This window comes from Bacillus sp. VA13, assembly GCF_055710085.1.
Genome location: NZ_JBVQPP010000004.1, coordinates 100,073 through 114,839 on the forward strand (window position 1 = coordinate 100,073; position 14,767 = coordinate 114,839).

Annotated in this window: 15 protein-coding genes, 7 tRNA genes, 3 pseudogenes and 1 riboswitch; of the genes and pseudogenes, 8 read left to right on the forward strand and 17 right to left on the reverse strand. The window is 37.4% G+C overall.

Going from position 1 to position 14,767, the window contains the following annotated elements; all coding sequences use genetic code 11:
* Nucleotides 1–4: 4 nt before the first annotated feature.
* Nucleotides 5–451, reverse strand: a complete 447-nt coding sequence (locus AC0C66_RS15820; protein ID WP_072183289.1) for a nucleoside 2-deoxyribosyltransferase — start codon at nt 449–451, stop codon at nt 5–7.
* 77 nt (nt 452–528) lie between these two features.
* A riboswitch (TPP riboswitch) is annotated at nt 529–632 on the reverse strand.
* Nucleotides 633–1,049: 417 nt separating this feature from the next.
* Between AC0C66_RS15820 and AC0C66_RS15825 the strand changes: the two are divergent.
* The 4 genes and pseudogenes from AC0C66_RS15825 to AC0C66_RS15840 all read left to right on the forward strand — a co-directional run bounded on the left by AC0C66_RS15825 (nt 1,050) and on the right by AC0C66_RS15840 (nt 4,567).
* A pseudogene (locus AC0C66_RS15825) lies at nt 1,050–2,771 on the forward strand (ribonuclease YeeF family protein).
* Between the two features lie 10 nt (nt 2,772–2,781).
* Nucleotides 2,782–3,300 (forward strand): hypothetical protein, encoded by a 519-nt coding sequence (locus tag AC0C66_RS15830; protein WP_072183290.1) that lies wholly within the window; start codon nt 2,782–2,784, stop codon nt 3,298–3,300.
* Nucleotides 3,301–3,308: 8 nt separating this feature from the next.
* Nucleotides 3,309–3,766, forward strand: a pseudogene (locus tag AC0C66_RS15835) (SMI1/KNR4 family protein).
* Nucleotides 3,767–4,261: 495 nt separating this feature from the next.
* Nucleotides 4,262–4,567: a YfzA family protein gene (locus AC0C66_RS15840; RefSeq protein WP_072183292.1), complete on the forward strand. Its 306-nt coding sequence runs from the start codon at nt 4,262–4,264 to the stop codon at nt 4,565–4,567.
* 213 nt (nt 4,568–4,780) lie between these two features.
* Here AC0C66_RS15840 and AC0C66_RS15845 read toward each other — a convergent pair whose 3' ends face one another.
* Nucleotides 4,781–4,900 carry a phosphatase gene (locus AC0C66_RS15845; RefSeq protein ID WP_072183293.1) on the reverse strand — a complete coding sequence of 40 codons (120 nt, stop codon included), beginning with the start codon at nt 4,898–4,900 and terminating at the stop codon, nt 4,781–4,783.
* A 3-nt stretch (nt 4,901–4,903) separates the two neighbouring features.
* Between AC0C66_RS15845 and AC0C66_RS15850 the strand changes: the two are divergent.
* The 3 genes and pseudogenes from AC0C66_RS15850 to AC0C66_RS15860 all read left to right on the forward strand — a co-directional run.
* Nucleotides 4,904–5,029, forward strand: a pseudogene (locus AC0C66_RS15850) (tyrosine-type recombinase/integrase); the annotation flags it as partial.
* A 509-nt stretch (nt 5,030–5,538) separates the two neighbouring features.
* Nucleotides 5,539–5,895: a VOC family protein gene (locus AC0C66_RS15855; protein ID WP_309294815.1), complete on the forward strand. Its 357-nt coding sequence runs from the start codon at nt 5,539–5,541 to the stop codon at nt 5,893–5,895.
* Nucleotides 5,896–6,444: 549 nt separating this feature from the next.
* Nucleotides 6,445–6,654, forward strand: a complete 210-nt coding sequence (locus AC0C66_RS15860) for a helix-turn-helix transcriptional regulator (protein WP_072183593.1) — start codon at nt 6,445–6,447, stop codon at nt 6,652–6,654.
* 97 nt (nt 6,655–6,751) lie between these two features.
* On the opposite strand, the gene AC0C66_RS15865 is transcribed toward AC0C66_RS15860, so the two are convergent.
* From AC0C66_RS15865 to AC0C66_RS15910, 10 genes are all read right to left on the reverse strand, one after another.
* Nucleotides 6,752–6,967 (reverse strand): hypothetical protein, encoded by a 216-nt coding sequence (locus tag AC0C66_RS15865; protein ID WP_133063244.1) that lies wholly within the window; start codon nt 6,965–6,967, stop codon nt 6,752–6,754.
* Nucleotides 6,968–7,100: 133 nt separating this feature from the next.
* Complete coding sequence (locus tag AC0C66_RS15870; protein WP_072183595.1) at nt 7,101–7,787, reverse strand: hypothetical protein; 687 nt, start codon at nt 7,785–7,787, stop codon at nt 7,101–7,103.
* 926 nt (nt 7,788–8,713) lie between these two features.
* A tRNA-Leu gene (locus AC0C66_RS15875) sits at nt 8,714–8,797 on the reverse strand.
* Between the two features lie 81 nt (nt 8,798–8,878).
* Nucleotides 8,879–8,960: transfer RNA gene (locus AC0C66_RS15880), tRNA-Leu, on the reverse strand.
* 11 nt (nt 8,961–8,971) lie between these two features.
* A tRNA-Lys gene (locus AC0C66_RS15885) sits at nt 8,972–9,047 on the reverse strand.
* A gap of 27 nt (nt 9,048–9,074) precedes the next feature.
* Nucleotides 9,075–9,149: transfer RNA gene (locus tag AC0C66_RS15890), tRNA-Gln, on the reverse strand.
* Between the two features lie 12 nt (nt 9,150–9,161).
* Nucleotides 9,162–9,233 (reverse strand) — tRNA-Glu (locus AC0C66_RS15895).
* 29 nt (nt 9,234–9,262) lie between these two features.
* Nucleotides 9,263–9,353 (reverse strand) — tRNA-Ser (locus AC0C66_RS15900).
* Between the two features lie 4 nt (nt 9,354–9,357).
* Nucleotides 9,358–9,432: transfer RNA gene (locus AC0C66_RS15905), tRNA-Asn, on the reverse strand.
* A 122-nt stretch (nt 9,433–9,554) separates the two neighbouring features.
* Entirely contained in the window at nt 9,555–10,007 is a 453-nt protein-coding gene (locus AC0C66_RS15910) for a SprT family protein (RefSeq protein WP_014112738.1), read from the reverse strand.
* Nucleotides 10,008–10,110: 103 nt separating this feature from the next.
* Between AC0C66_RS15910 and cmpA the strand changes: the two genes are divergently transcribed.
* Entirely contained in the window at nt 10,111–10,224 is a 114-nt protein-coding gene (cmpA, locus tag AC0C66_RS15915) for a cortex morphogenetic protein CmpA (RefSeq protein WP_003225207.1), read from the forward strand.
* Between the two features lie 9 nt (nt 10,225–10,233).
* Here cmpA and AC0C66_RS15920 read toward each other — a convergent pair whose 3' ends face one another.
* From AC0C66_RS15920 to rsbV, 5 genes are all read right to left on the reverse strand, one after another.
* Nucleotides 10,234–12,393 carry a Tex family protein gene (locus tag AC0C66_RS15920; protein WP_472973626.1) on the reverse strand — a complete coding sequence of 720 codons (2,160 nt, stop codon included), beginning with the start codon at nt 12,391–12,393 and terminating at the stop codon, nt 10,234–10,236.
* Between the two features lie 184 nt (nt 12,394–12,577).
* Complete coding sequence (gene rsbX / locus AC0C66_RS15925; protein WP_014112736.1) at nt 12,578–13,177, reverse strand: phosphoserine phosphatase RsbX; 600 nt, start codon at nt 13,175–13,177, stop codon at nt 12,578–12,580.
* The gene (sigB, locus tag AC0C66_RS15930) at nt 13,177–13,965 is read right to left on the reverse strand and encodes an RNA polymerase sigma factor SigB (RefSeq protein WP_003240361.1); all 789 of its coding nucleotides are present in this window, start codon (nt 13,963–13,965) and stop codon (nt 13,177–13,179) included. Before sigB ends, rsbX begins: the two co-directional genes overlap by 1 nt.
* The gene (gene rsbW, locus AC0C66_RS15935; protein WP_003234299.1) at nt 13,931–14,413 is read right to left on the reverse strand and encodes an anti-sigma B factor RsbW; all 483 of its coding nucleotides are present in this window, start codon (nt 14,411–14,413) and stop codon (nt 13,931–13,933) included. The genes sigB and rsbW overlap by 35 nt, the downstream gene beginning before the upstream one ends.
* Nucleotides 14,410–14,739, reverse strand: coding sequence for an anti-sigma factor antagonist RsbV (rsbV, locus tag AC0C66_RS15940; protein ID WP_003225196.1), 330 nt, complete (start codon nt 14,737–14,739; stop codon nt 14,410–14,412). Before rsbV ends, rsbW begins: the two co-directional genes overlap by 4 nt.
* Between the last annotated feature and the right edge of the window lie 28 nt (nt 14,740–14,767).

Below are 14,767 nucleotides of genomic sequence, written 5' to 3' on the forward strand. Positions count from 1 at the left end.
CCTTTTATTTCATAAGGATACTTTTAATCTTTTGTAATAAATCATCGGTATCTTTAAAATTAATGTATTCAACATCAGCTACTACATTTAACCCTTGGATTAAGAATGCGTAATCTCTATCTTTTTCTAGTAATAACACTATCTTTTTTTTCAAGGCAGAAGCCCATCCAATTTCTATATGTGTTCCAGGAGAAGCCGGTGAGCCAGGAAAAGCTACAAAAAGGTCACAAGTGCTTATTTCATCAAAATCAATTTTAGTGCATTGTTGAGGTGTCATGAAATCTTTCCCCCATCCTTCTCGCTTGTGAGCATTATGAACTAACCATCCTTCATTTTCAAAAAAAGAAATTAAAGATTCCAACTTTCCCCTTTCTTGTAAGCTCATCAATCCAGTATTCTCGTCTACTAAACTTTTAAAAGGCCCTGCTAAAAAAACTTTTTTAGTTGTCACTTTAATATCATCCTTTCAAAATAAATAAAGCCACTTTCATATGGAAAGTGGCTTAAAAATAGATAAGATAAAAAATCTCTCTAATTTTCTCACTTCCCTACGCTGGTGTTAACCAAATCAGGTTCAAAGGGTCAGGACTTGTGTCTCTTCTCAGCTTCTAAAAGCTCCCCCAGTGTATAAAATATAAATATTTACTTTCATCCTAAACTATTCCATATCATTAGTCAAACAATGATTGATAAGCGTTGAACCCTGCGTATCAGCCGAAAAATGTTTTTTGAAAGTTACCACGACTTGCATTTGATGGCAAGTCATAGAGCTTAAAAAAGGAAAGCATAAAAATCCCCTATTTCTAGTGTGGTTAAAAAATGACCTGAACATTGCAAATTTATAGCCTTAGTTATGAAAGCTTATGTTCATTACACTTTCTAACTTCACTTTACGTTAATATAATTGGTGAGCAAAAAATACCCTACTTCTGGACTTTTCCAAATCGCATTATGATCAAATGATTTAACATTCGTAAATACAATTTTTGAAACCTTCATATCTATTCCATGGTAATATTTGGATATAAACTTGCTGAAAGGATTGGACAATGAAGGTATTTGAAGCTAAGTCTTTGTTATCTGAAGCTGAAAACCGAGCAAAAGATTATAAAGAATTGAAAAATCAAATGATTAAACTATGAAAAGCATTTAAGGCTGTTGCTGATCTGGATGACAGTAAGTTGTCTGGCAAGGGAGCAAACAATATCAAAGCATTTTATCACGATCATGTGGGTGTTACTGATCAATGGATTGATTTAATTGAAATGAAGATCGCTTTCCTTACTAGTATCTCCGGTGTTTTAGAAGATGCCAGCTTATCTGATGCATATATCGAGGAATCCTTCTTAGAACATGAATTAGCAAACGCATATAAAAAATCAAAATCAATTATGTCTGAGCAGAAGAAAGCAATGAAAGATATTCTGAATGACATCGATGACATTCTTCCACTTGATTTATTTTCAACAGAGACTTTTAAGGATGAGCTCTCTTCTAACGAAAACAAACGGAAAAAGACTGTTGATAAAATAGGCGATGTGGACGAAAACTTAAAAACTGAATATGCAATAACTGAACCTAACGAACAATTCATTAAAGCAGACTTTCAAAAGTTACAGGAATCAACAGGTAAGGGCAAGAATGCTACACCCCTTCACTATAATGCCAAGGCATATCGTGAGAGCGATATACATAAGAAAAAAAGCGATATCGAGAAGCAGTCTGAAGCTTATTTGAAGATTAAAAAAGAAGAAGCTAAAAAACGCGAAATAAAAGATTTGAAAAAACAGCTTGTAAAGGTAACAGATCCAGACGAGTATTTAAAAATTGCGAAGAAAATAGGATACGAGAATTTGGAACCTGACCAGCAAGTTTATTTTCGCCAACTCGAAGAACTCCAACAAAAAGCTGAAATTGGAAAAGGTATTGCAGTGGGAATGTATGAAGCAGGTAAAGATACAGTGATGGGTCTCTATCAACTTGCAAGACACCCGATTGAATCGCTTTCTGGAACTGTGAACGCAGCCTTACATCCAATCGATACTTATAAGATCATAGCAAAAGACATAGAAGACACATTTCAACGTGATATGATTAATGGAGATAGCTACAGCAGAGCAAAATGGGTTTCCTATGTAGGCAGTACGGTTGTCCTTGCAATAGTTGGTTCAAAGGGTATTGATAAAGTATCCAAAGTTGCAAAAGCCGGTTCAAAAGTTGCTGCAACTAAGACACTTGAAGTATCAAAAGCAGGAATAAAAAAAGGTATTGAATACGTTAAAATACCAAATGTTTTTGAACAACAGTACGCAATGGCTGGTGGTTCAGGGACTTTTCCTTTCAACGTGATTGATGGAGAGAATTATAAAAACTCTGCACTTGAAATATTCAAGACCTCGTCTACTGTACAAGGATTAAAGAAAGCTAAGCCGCATGAAGTTGTAAACGAATTAAAAACTTTTCAAAGCAGAAAATACATTTTTGGAGGACAATCATTCCTCATAGACAAACGAGGAATGAAGCATATTTTAGAGCGCCATCATCCTAATTTATGGGATGGTTCAATTAAGTCTCAACAATCTTTTCTTAATAAAGAGATGACTGTTAACGATGTTGCAGATGCGATAGAATCAATTATGAAACAAAACCGTGAAGAGTTAACGAAAAAAGGAACTAAATTTAGTTATCAAATTAGAGGAACATATGAGGGTCAACAATATGTTGTAGGCTTTCAAAAAGGAAGAGTAGGACAATTTTATCCGGAAAAATAGGAGAGGTAAAATGTTTTATATTCAATCATTAATCCTTAGGCCAAATAAGAAGATAAACGATCTTTCAATCTTAAAAAATAATATTGACGATTACTTTGTTCCACTTAGCAATATAGAGGGACTAAAGAATATGAAATCACAGTTAGACTCCTACTATTTATCTGGGGCGATTATTTTAAAATATGGTGAACAAGATTTGCTTGATGTCACTATGTGGGACTTGGTTGACCAATTGTGGGCTTATTTTTTAAATCTAATTGAAGAAGCTATTGAAACAGGAGAAAGCGAAACTTATTTTCCAGATCAACCTCTTCTATTAAAAATGAAATCAATATCGAATGATATGTTGTTATGTGAAATTGATCAAAAACAAAAAGTTTTACTACCGAAACTTGATTTTTTTGAATCACTCTTAAAGAATGCGAGAAGTTTCTTTGAAACTATGAATTTTGTTTTAGAAGAAAACTGTGATTATGAGTATGAACTTAATAAGATCGATGAATTGCAAACCAAAATCAAATGTATGTGAGGCTAAATGTGAATTACTCTAGAGTGAAAAAATTCTTTGATGAGAATAAAAAATATTCAATTCTTATAGGAGGCGTCACTGACAAACAAATTAAAGAGATAGAAGAAGATCTCAGAGTAACCCTTCCAGACAGTTATAAGTGGTTTTAACTAAGTATGGTTCAGGAGGCGTGTTCGGGACTATGATACTCGGTTATGACTCTCATGGAGCTGAAGTTGTAGAGCAAACAAAAGAATACAGAACGTTTTACAAACTTATACCAGGTCTTGTTGTTATTGAGTATATAGATGAATTTTCTTATTGTCTTGATACAAACAAAATGGTAGATGGAGAGTGTCCAGTTATTCTTTGGGATAACCATAAAGGAAATGGATATACAGCTGCAATTAATTTTCTAGAATTTCTTCTTCAGCGACTAGAAAAGGGTAAAGAGGACTTAAATGAAGATGAGGATTGGGAAGATTAATCTTTACACTCCCTCAAAATAAAGATTTTTTTCGAAATTGAATGATTACAATATAAAAAAATCATACCAAGATGTTTGGTATGGTTTCTAAGATAGACCCTCAACCTAGTAAAAACGTATAATGGGTTACAAAAGCTTTTAATCAAAGCATCTGTTTATTTTATTTACACCTCACCATTTTTTATGAATTATGGGCACAAATTGGGCATATTAGAGACCAACGGAACTCTATATTTCATCAGGTGATATGTCACTCATTGCCCTGTCGTAATAAAATAATGCTAAATCTCTTTGATATTGCTCCCATTCTTGCTGTGTATACAGGTATCTCTCCGCATCAACTTCCTTCAATATCTGAACAATTATCTAGCTTGGTTTCAAGTGTTAGAATCCATTCAACATTAGATTTTGAAACTTATTCTTTAATTTTCCGTATATCAATATAAAACGGTATCTAATGCAGGGAGGGATATTAGTTGGCTGAAAAGCAAAAAAGTGTTCCATTTTTTAAAAAAATATTGGGTTTCTCAAATTGGTGTATTTTTATTGTCACAGATAATTTTTATTACATTTGAAACAACAAGATGGTTACCTAATTATAGAGAGATTAATGGAACACTATTTGGGAGAATTACGGAATCGTCAATTTTTATAAATTGGTTTACTTTTTATGAAACACCACAATTAAATTTACTTACTGTCTTTTTTGGCGTCTTCTTTCTTGTGCCTGGAATAATAAGTGCATTAAAAAACGTATTTTCGCCTAGACACTATAGTAATAGCCTAAATAACCGTGATTAAAAATAAATATGGTTTGTTAAAATGAATAAAGTTTGAGAAGAGTTGTACTTAAAGTAACGGGTGCGTTAGTTGAACAAGTCAATGTTATAAGAATTGAACTTCCATATATTTGAAGTTCCATTTTTTATAAGTAAACCAACATTAAACTTTAACAGAACCTTTTAAAAAAAGCTTAATCAAAAAGATTAAGCTTTTTCTAATTATTTTAGTAACCTATGCCCCTATCCTATCTGCTGCCACTTTGATCTCAGTATTATGATCACTTTGCATATAACTTATTGAAAATACACTACTTAAAATCACTGCTGCCAATAGAATCCGGCTGATTTTCATTAAGAAGATTACATCACAATAAAAGAACGACTAGGACATGCTTCCATCAAAACAACAATCGATGTTCATGGTCATCTCTTTCCTAATAAACAAAAAGAAACTGCTGATAAGCTGGATGAATTATTCTAACAAGTGGAGTAAACAGGAGTAAACCTTAAAAATAAAAGAAAACATAAAAAAATACCAAAGGTCTAAAACCCTTGGTATCATTGATGCGGCCGAGAGGACTTGAACCTCCACGGGTTATTCACCCACTAGGCCCTCAACATAGTAAATCCTTATCACTGGTTATGAAAGCTTGTTTTCATTACACTTCTTATATTCATTTGCCAACATTTCTATATGTTTATATTAGTTATGGTTAAAAAATGGTGAGCACAAACAATAAACGTCCGTACTACCCTTTTATGACCAGCAGGAATTTTCTACTTGCCGTCGAAAGTAATTGTCGAAAAGTAATCTAGGAGGATAGGGGAGTTCTTAAGGGACTCAAATGTTCTGATTATGGAAACCAATTTAATGGAACAACTCCACATGTTAAAAAGATTTTAAATAAGTTTTTTCCTTTGTCGATTTCATTAAGTCGTATTCGTTGTATTCGTAGAAAGACAAATAAAAATGGAAAGGTTGTTGAAATCATGGGAGCACAATTAAACTCTTATCTAATGTCAGAGAACGCAAGAAGCCAGGCGGATTTTTACTTAGAATCACTCGGTGGAGAAATTGTATCACTTAAAACATTCGGTGAGGTACCAGGAACTTCAGAAGATATGAAGGAGAAAGTTATGCATCTGTCTTTGATGATAGCTGGAAACAATACCCTAATGCTTGCTGATTCCTTTGAACAAGTGGTCGGTAATCGCAGCATCAGTCTTGCTTTAACCTATGATAATGAGAGCGAAGCAAGAGAGGCATATACAAAGCTTGGTGAGGGTGGAGAAAACAAATATCCCTTTGCTTTGCAGCCATGGGGCCATACTATGGAGAAGTTATAGATAAATTTGGTGTTACATGGATGATTACTAAACCGTAAACCATCCCAAATTCAAAATTCTATACAAATCTATGTAAGACGTCCATAAGGATATAACGGATGTCAGCATGTCCAACGCTAATAATCCCTTGTTGACTTTCCTTAAACCACTCTTTTTGCCAACTTGTAATGGAAAATGTATCTTCTATTTGGTTTGAACTCAAAAAATCATCAATAGCCCAAACCTTTGGGTTACAGAAAAATGTCCAAAACCCTGTCGGTTTAATGGTTTGTTTTTCTTTTATGTTTAGAGCAACTGATTTCCCTAACCTCACTATTAGGTTAATTTAGGATACTTAATTATTAATAAAGCTATAGCTGAAGTTACAACTGGAACTGCACCAGAATTACTAGGAAATTAGTTCTTTTTGGTCTAAACTGCTGATGAAGTAAGTTTTTTGCTCGTTTTTCTGCCCCTTTTCCCCTAAATTGTAAAGTTCACTTTACGTTTTTTGTATTTTATAATAAAATGTGGATTATCGAAGAATACATTAAGGAGAGACGGGAATGAATGGAAAACAAATTAGAACTATTTAGAAAAAAACATAACCTTTCACAAGAAGTATTAGCGAAAGAACTAAACGTATCTAGACAAACTATTATTTCGATTGAAAAAAACAGATATAAACCATCATTACAACTAGCTCTTAAAATTGCGAAAAGATTTAATGTGCCTGTTGAAAAAATATTTTATTTAGATCACAAGGAGGTTATAAATTGAATATAAGAAAACCACTTTTATATTGTAGTATAATTCTTTTTTTAATTTTCATATTAATGATAGTTGCTTCAATTATGTCTGATAGTAATAAAATAAATTACAATTCATTTTTGGTTTTATCACTATCTACATTCGCCCTTGCACTATATCTATTTCCTGAACTTAAAGATAATGATGAACGTTCAAAAGAAATTAAAAAACGTTCACTGTTCTGGACAGCTTTATTATCCCTAGCTTCTATTACTTGTATATTATTGCTAATAAAACTTGCCCCTATACTTATTGAACCTACAAATATATTAATGTTAATCATATCGTCAATAATCTTTATCTACTCATTTTCTTTGATAATAATTAGCAAGAAGCTTTAACCAACTAGGGCAAACAAAAAGTTGACTGAGGTTTCAGTCAACTTTTTTTATTTGTTACTCATTTTATGTTTTTATTTAAGCTTCAAATGCTTTTTTTACACATACACTTACAACCGAACCTGTTGCAGCTGTTTCAGTAATAATACAAGCTGCACATCCAGCAGGACCACCAATAGTACAAGCAAAAGTACATACAACGCCTATAACTGCTATAGCAGCCCAGGAAATCCCTTGTGCAGCAAGGCAGTCATTTAGGACTCCCCATGAAAATTGAGGTTGAACATCTGGTTTATGAAGAATTTCATTATACGATAGGTTTCCATTTTCATGCATTACAAACTCTGCAGTTTCATCGTTTAACAACTTAAGGTATTGCTCAACAAAAGAAACAATATTTTTTTCTTCATCAAAAACAACTGTTACATTACTGAATTTATCTAGCTTACTAGAATTTTTAACACCAAATTGAACAAAATAATCTCCAGATTTTATCGACAAGACCTTTGGGGTGTTTAGATTAAGGTCTTTAAAGCTAATTTTTTGTAATTCCTCACCTTTAATTTTTTCTATGGCTTTTTTCTTAAGTTCATTTGCTAATTTTCCTTTAACATTTTCAACATTGACAGACTCACCTGATCCATTTAAGGCTGTGACACCTGAATCAGCTTGTGCATTATTGCTAAATCCAGAAGCTAGGGATAAAACTAATGAAAAAACCAGTAACGCTTTAAGAGATGTAGATTTTAATACTTTTTTTATCATTTTTTCCAATCTCCTTTCCTTTTACCAATTATTATAATATACATTGAATTGATAGTAAACATTATATATACAAAACGAAAGAGCATCTTCATGCTACTCTACTTCCATTTCATCAATCAAATGATCGTTATATTGTTGTTTTCCTCTTCTGTCAACTCTACATATTCTTGATTAATTTCAATAAATCTTATCCCATAAAAATATTAATTTATAAAAATACTTATTTTGATCCTCACACTTATGCTTGTCCATTTCACCATTTTTGTATTTCTTTGCATAAGCTGGCGACCTTTTATAGTCCCGTAAAACACATCAAATACTTCTTGACTCGTTAAGATGTAAACGAATTAAAAACTTTTCAAAGCAGAAAATACACTTTTGGAGGACAATCATTCCTCATTGATAAGCGAGGAATAAGCATATTTAGAGCGTCATCAACCTAATTTATGAGATGGTTCAACTAAGTCTCAACAATCTTTTCTCAATAAAGAGATAACTGTTAACGATGTTGCAAATCGATAGAATCAATTATGTTAAAAAAGGAAGTAAATTTAGTTATCAAATTAGATGGTAGCAAGCTGACTGACACTTGTTTTTATTCCATAATAAAGTAACATTGTGTACATTTATAGAGCGAATACGTTAGTAGAACAAGAAAGGACATAACATATTTTATATAAATAATATGTTATGTCCTTTTTATCTTTTTTTAAAATTTGTGGTCTTGATAAATTAGTCTATTCCTCTAATTAATTCACTTTGCACGCTGACTGTGTGCTTTTGATCTGAACGAGAAGGTAACAAACAAAAAGAAATGGCGAACAAATAGATAACTTACTTTAAGTTAGTGGACACTTTTGGTTACAAAACATATTTTCTTCAAAAACAAAAAATACCAAAGGACTCAAAACCCTTGGTATCATTGATGCGGCCGAGAGGACTTGAACCTCCACGGGTTATTCACCCACTAGGCCCTCAACCTAGCGCGTCTGCCATTCCGCCACGACCGCGTGATCATTAAATTGTATTTGTGCTGATTTAGTAGGCTCTTAACCTAGTAAAACCAATTTGCGTGCACTTTGTAAATAAAGTGCGGGTGAAGGGACTCGAACCCCCACGTCGTAAGACACTAGATCCTAAGTCTAGCGCGTCTGCCAATTCCGCCACACCCGCAAAAAGACAAATGGTGAGCCATGAAGGACTCGAACCTTCGACCCTCTGATTAAAAGTCAGATGCTCTACCAACTGAGCTAATGGCTCTTACTATTAGATTTCAAAAAATAAAAATGGCTGGGCTAGCTGGATTCGAACCAACGCATGACGGAGTCAAAGTCCGTTGCCTTACCGCTTGGCTATAGCCCAACGAAAATGGAATGACCCGTACGGGATTCGAACCCGTGTTACCGCCGTGAAAGGGCGGTGTCTTAACCGCTTGACCAACGGGCCGATGGTTGAGAACTTATATCGAAATCTTATGGCGGAGAAGGAGGGATTTGAACCCTCGCGCCGCTTACGCGACCTACACCCTTAGCAGGGGCGCCTCTTCAGCCACTTGAGTACTTCTCCAATATGGCTCCACAGGCAGGATTCGAACCTGCGACCGATCGGTTAACAGCCGATAGCTCTACCACTGAGCTACTGTGGAATAATGAGACAAGACTTATTATATCAGCCTCAATTTACAGTGTCAAGAGGTAAATGTTTTTATTTATCTCTCGTGACGACTTTTATAATGTAACATAGGCTTGCCATATCCGTCAACCTTTTTTACGAAAAAATTCTTTTTATTTTTCCGCGGCATTTTCCGCATCTGTATCTGTCAGGATTCATGGCACGCTTCTTTATATACTGTTGGCCGCACGCCGTACAGATATACATATAAGTTTTTTTGTTTTCTGTTTTTTTCTTAAGGGGTGTACAGAACCTTGGCGCGTTGACCTGCTGCAGCAACACTCGAAAATCTCTGTCTCTGTGCTTGTACCCCTTTCCTTCAAGGTGAAGATGATAATGGCAGAGCTCGTGCTTGATGATGCCGATTAGTTCCTCCCTACCGTGTTCAATCAGATATTTTCTGTTCAATTCAATGTTATGGGAGGTTAACAGGTACCTTCCGCCCGTGGTTTTAAGCCTGTCATTAAAAAGCGCCTGATGGCGGAACGGCTTGTTAAAATACGTTTCGGAAATATCCTCTGTCAGCTTTTGAAGCTCTTTGTTATCCATGGTGCACCTCACTTAAAAAACATTGAACGGGACAATTCACCGTTCGCATACAATATGGTAATCACCGTCCCTCATATGAAAAAAGCTGAGGAGGAATGAGCCTATGCCAAATTGGCTTAAAAAACAGATGCAAAAAGCGTTCCTTGAAAAAGATAATTACCAAATTAAACTGCTGAATCAATGCTGGTATTTTTATAGGAAAAAACACTGCTCGTAAGCAGTGCTTTTATTTTACCATAGACAGCGATACTCTGCCTTTTTGTACATCTACGCCGCCAACCCAAACCGTTACAATATCGCCGACGGATACGACATCAAGAGGATGCTTGACGAATTGATTGCTGAGTTTTGAGATATGCACAAGCCCGTCTTGTTTGACTCCGATATCAACAAACGCTCCGAAGTCCACTACATTGCGCACGGTGCCCTGCAGCTCCATTCCCTCTTTCAAATCTTCCAGCTGAAGGACGTCTGTTTTCAGCAAAGGCTTAGGCACCTCATCGCGAGGATCGCGTTCCGGCCTTGTCAGCTGTTCACAAATATCTTTCAGGGTGATTTCTCCGATTCCCAGCTCTTGTGCCGTTTCAGAAAGCGCCAGCTGATTGATTTTATCCTTCAATTCCGCCGTGCCGATTTGTTCTGTTGAAAGGCCGAGCTTTTTCAATAGTGCTTTTGTTTCTTTATAGCTTTCCGGGTGGATGCCTGTTCTGTCCAAAGGCTCTGTCCCTTCCTGCACTCTTAAGAAACCGATACATTGCTCATAGGTTTTCGCACCGAGTCTCGGGATGTCCTTCAGTTCTTTTCGATTCGAAAACTTACCGATTTCCTCACGTTTTTTGACAACGTTGCCTGCGACAGACTTCGATAATCCCGCTACATATTGAAGCAGCGCGGCGGATGCTGTGTTGACGTTTACTCCCACCTGGTTAACAACAGTTTCGACGACGAACCGCAGAGATTCATTTAAGCGTTTTTGGCTGACATCATGCTGGTACTGTCCGACACCAACAGATTTCGGATCGATTTTCACGAGTTCCGCCAGCGGATCTTGAAGTCTTCGCGCAATAGATACGGCACTGCGCTCTTCAACCTGAAGCTCAGGGAATTCTTCTCTGGCAAGCTCAGAAGCCGAATATACGCTTGCTCCCGCTTCATTAACGATCACATAATAAATTTTCCGCGGCATGTCCTTCAGTACATTGACGATGAATTGCTCTGTTTCTCTTGATGCCGTGCCGTTTCCAATCGCCACCATCTCGACTTGATGCTGCTCGAGAATCGCTTTGACTTTTTCATGGGCTTCTTTTGTTTTGTTGACCGGCGCATGCGGATAGATGACATCAATATTCAAGACTTTTCCGGTCTCATCTGATACAGCAAGCTTACAGCCAGTTCGGAACGCTGGGTCAACACCGAGAACGGTTTTGCCTTTCATCGGCGGCTGCAGAAGAAGCTTTCTCAAGTTCTCAGAAAAAATGTGAATTGCCTGTTCATCCGCTTTTTCTGACAGCTCTTTTCTGATTTCACGCTCTATTGCCGGCTGGATCAGCCTTTTATAGCTGTCTTCAATCGTTTCCTGCAAAATCTCTTTTACGGACGTTGATCGGTTTTTGATGATTTGTTTTTCTAAATACGCCTTAATGTGATCCGCAGGCGGTTCGATAGACACCTTTAAAATGTCTTCTTTTTCGCCGCGGTTCATCGCCAGCACCCTGTGCGGAACGACTTTTGCAATTGGCTCTTCATACTCGTAATACATTTCATACACATTTTTCTCGTCTGTGTCTGCCGATTTTCCGGCTGCAGACTTAATGCTTCCTCTTTTAAAGGTTTCCTGGCGAATCCACTTTCTGAAACTCGGCTCGTCTGAGATTTGTTCCGCAATAATATGCTTGGCGCCTTCAATCGCCTCTTCCCGTGTGAACACTTCTTTTTCTTCGCTGATGTATTGATCTGCGGTTTGTGCCAGACGGTTATCTCGCGGAAGTGTCAGGATATAGTCAGCAAGCGGCTCGAGGCCTTTGCTTTTTGCGACTGTCGCCTTTGTTTTGCGTTTTTGTTTATACGGGCGGTAAAGGTCTTCCACTTCCTGAAGCTTCACCGATTGCTCAATTTTTCGCTTTAAGTCATCTGTTAATTTATCCTGCTCTGCAATGAGCCGGATGACTTCTTCTTTTCGCTGATTCAGGTTTTGTATGTATTGCCAGCGTTCAGAAATCGTCTGAATCTGAACCTCATCCATTGACCCCGTCTGCTCTTTTCGGTACCGGGCGATAAACGGGACTGTGTTGCCGTCCTCAAGCAGGCGGATGACACTTTCAACGTATTTTTGTGACAAACCTATTTCTTTCGCAATTTGCTGTTTTAAAAGGGCTGACGTTTCCATGTAACCAAAGCCTCCAATTTTGTCGTTCTTTCTCTAGTGTATCAAAAACCGAAAAAAACACATAAAAAAAGACAGCTGGTGCTGCACGTCTTTATTCATTTTTCAAAAGAAGATTTCTGGCTGTTTTCAAACACACATCGCGCAAAAAAAGAAGCCGGATGTCCAGCTTCTTTTTTTTGATCTCTTAGGACAGCTGTCCAAGAATATAGGTCAGATCATCTTTTCTCGATGTCGTATACATTTTCAGCGAATTTGATATTTCTTCTACCGATTGGCCTTTTTTCAAATGGGAGCGGATGTCGGGCACGTTGAGTCCATCTGTATGTATAATGAACCTTGAACCCTTTTCATAGGTGGCTGTGTGCGTTTTGTATTTTTGCGGCTTGCCTGATAAATAGCCTGAAATCGGCAGAGGATAAAAGCTTTCACCAGACGGGGAATGCAGAATAAAACGTACGTTTCCGACAGAGCAGTACGTAAACTGCCTTTGTTCAAAATTGATTTTCAGGATAGATGCTGTAGCGCCTCTTTTGTTTTTCATCGCCTGATTACAGCGTTCGATAATGCTTTGTACATCTTCATTTGCATAGTTTTCCACTAAGTCTTTGATGGCTGCAGAAGATTCGTTGGCAAGCGATCCGCTTCCAAGTCCGTCAGCTACCGCACAAATTAACTCCTTATCATCAGCTTTCATAAAAAAGCTGTCGCCGCAAATCGATTTTCCTTCTTTATTCAGTTGGTATACAAGAGTTTGAATATGCTCGTTTTCTTCAACCTGGATCATTACATTAACTCCATCGAGGGATCTTCAATCAAGGCCTCTCTGAGCTTCTTCACAGCTTTGCGCTGCAGACGCGAGACGTGCATTTGAGATATACCGAGAATGTCCCCAGTTTCTTTTTGGCTTTTGTTTTGAATATACGTAAGGTCTATGATTTGTTTTTCACGGTCAGAAAGGACGTGAAGCACGCTTTGCAGCATCATTTGCTGGTTGACCCGCTCATATCCGTCCTCCTGTGATCCGACGATATCAAGAATCGTGACGGTGCTTCCGTCCGCATCCGCTTCAATGCTGTGGTCAACGGATAAGGCTTGATAGCTTTTGCCCATTTCCATTGTTTCAAGAACCTCTTCTTCTGAAACATCGAGGAATTCGGCAATCTCTTCTACTTTCGGTGACCTTTGTGTTTCAGTCGTCAGCTGATCAACCGCCATTTTGATTCTTGGACCCAGTTCTTTAATCCGTCTTGGCACATGAACGCTCCACGTTTTATCTCTGAGGAAACGTTTAATTTCACCGATGATTGTCGGAATGGCAAAAGCTTCAAACGATTTGCCGACGACGGGATCGTATCGCTTAATCGCGCCGAGAAGCCCGATCATGCCGACCTGACGGAGATCCTCGTGAAAGCTTTTGCCTTTTGAATATTTTTTCGCAAGCATATCAACAAGATTTGTATACACCTGCACAAGCGTTTCTTGCGCCTGTTCATCTTGATTCGTTTGGTAATCGCTTATGAGCCGATCGACTTCATCCTTAGTTAGTTTCGTAGTTTTTGATGGTTGTGTCATGATCAACTCGCTCCCCATTTAAATACTTTGTCATCGCTACGGTGACGCCGGAGTGGTTTTGCACTCTGACTTCATCCATGAGCGTTTCCATTAAATATAGACCGAGCCCTCCTTCTGATAATTGATCAACTGTGTGCGAAGGTGTGTACGGCCCTAGATCCTGCTGCTTTTGATCGAAATCAAAGCTGTCTCCTTCATCCGCCACAATGACCTCTAAACGGTCTTCGAACACACCGAATCGGATTGACACTTCCCCATTTTTATCTTCTTTGTAAGCGTGCTGAACTGCATTTGTACACGCTTCACTGACTGCGATTTTCAGATCTTCGATTTCATCGTACGTATAACCCATTCTGCTCGCGACGCCTGACAGTGTCAGCCTTATAATCCCTACATATTCAGGTTGGGCCGGCACTTTCATTTCGATGTAATCTGCGTTATTCTTCATTGCACTCCACCTTCTGACTTTGCAGAAATATCAATGATGTCCTTTAAGCCTGTAATCTCAAACAGGCGGATCAGCCGCTCAGAAAGATTTTCAAGTTTTAGCGAACCGCCTTGTTTTTTGACTGTTTTAAAGATGCCTACAAAAACACCGAGCCCAGTACTATCCATGTAACTGACATCTTTCAGACAAATTCTTAAATCAGCGCCTTGTTCTGCCAGAGGAACGAGCTTCTCTCTGAGCACCGGAGCTGAATACACATCAATTTCTCCCGCAATGTTTACTTGTATATCATTCACATTTTGCTTTACATCAACATTTATATTCATTCGTATCACCTCAAATTTTCCTTCAAAT

Excerpts from the sequence above, each read along its gene's own strand:
- AC0C66_RS15845 (WP_072183293.1), bottom strand. The coding sequence starts at position 4,900 with ATGAAAATCAGCCGGATTCTATTGGCAGCAGTGATTTTAAGTAGTGTA.
- sigB (WP_003240361.1), bottom strand. The coding sequence starts at position 13,965 with ATGACACAACCATCAAAAACTACGAAACTAACTAAGGATGAAGTCGAT.
- AC0C66_RS15920 (WP_472973626.1), bottom strand. The coding sequence starts at position 12,393 with ATGGAAACGTCAGCCCTTTTAAAACAGCAAATTGCGAAAGAAATAGGT.
- AC0C66_RS15870 (WP_072183595.1), bottom strand. The coding sequence starts at position 7,787 with ATGATAAAAAAAGTATTAAAATCTACATCTCTTAAAGCGTTACTGGTT.
- AC0C66_RS15855 (WP_309294815.1), top strand. The coding sequence starts at position 5,539 with ATGGGAGCACAATTAAACTCTTATCTAATGTCAGAGAACGCAAGAAGC.
- AC0C66_RS15830 (WP_072183290.1), top strand. The coding sequence starts at position 2,782 with ATGTTTTATATTCAATCATTAATCCTTAGGCCAAATAAGAAGATAAAC.
- rsbX (WP_014112736.1), bottom strand. The coding sequence starts at position 13,177 with ATGATCCAGGTTGAAGAAAACGAGCATATTCAAACTCTTGTATACCAA.
- rsbW (WP_003234299.1), bottom strand. The coding sequence starts at position 14,413 with ATGAAGAATAACGCAGATTACATCGAAATGAAAGTGCCGGCCCAACCT.
- AC0C66_RS15865 (WP_133063244.1), bottom strand. The coding sequence starts at position 6,967 with ATGATTAACATTAATATATTTGTAGGTTCAATAAGTATAGGGGCAAGT.
- rsbV (WP_003225196.1), bottom strand. The coding sequence starts at position 14,739 with ATGAATATAAATGTTGATGTAAAGCAAAATGTGAATGATATACAAGTA.
- cmpA (WP_003225207.1), top strand. The coding sequence starts at position 10,111 with ATGCCAAATTGGCTTAAAAAACAGATGCAAAAAGCGTTCCTTGAAAAA.
- AC0C66_RS15860 (WP_072183593.1), top strand. The coding sequence starts at position 6,445 with ATGGAAAACAAATTAGAACTATTTAGAAAAAAACATAACCTTTCACAA.
- AC0C66_RS15910 (WP_014112738.1), bottom strand. The coding sequence starts at position 10,007 with ATGGATAACAAAGAGCTTCAAAAGCTGACAGAGGATATTTCCGAAACG.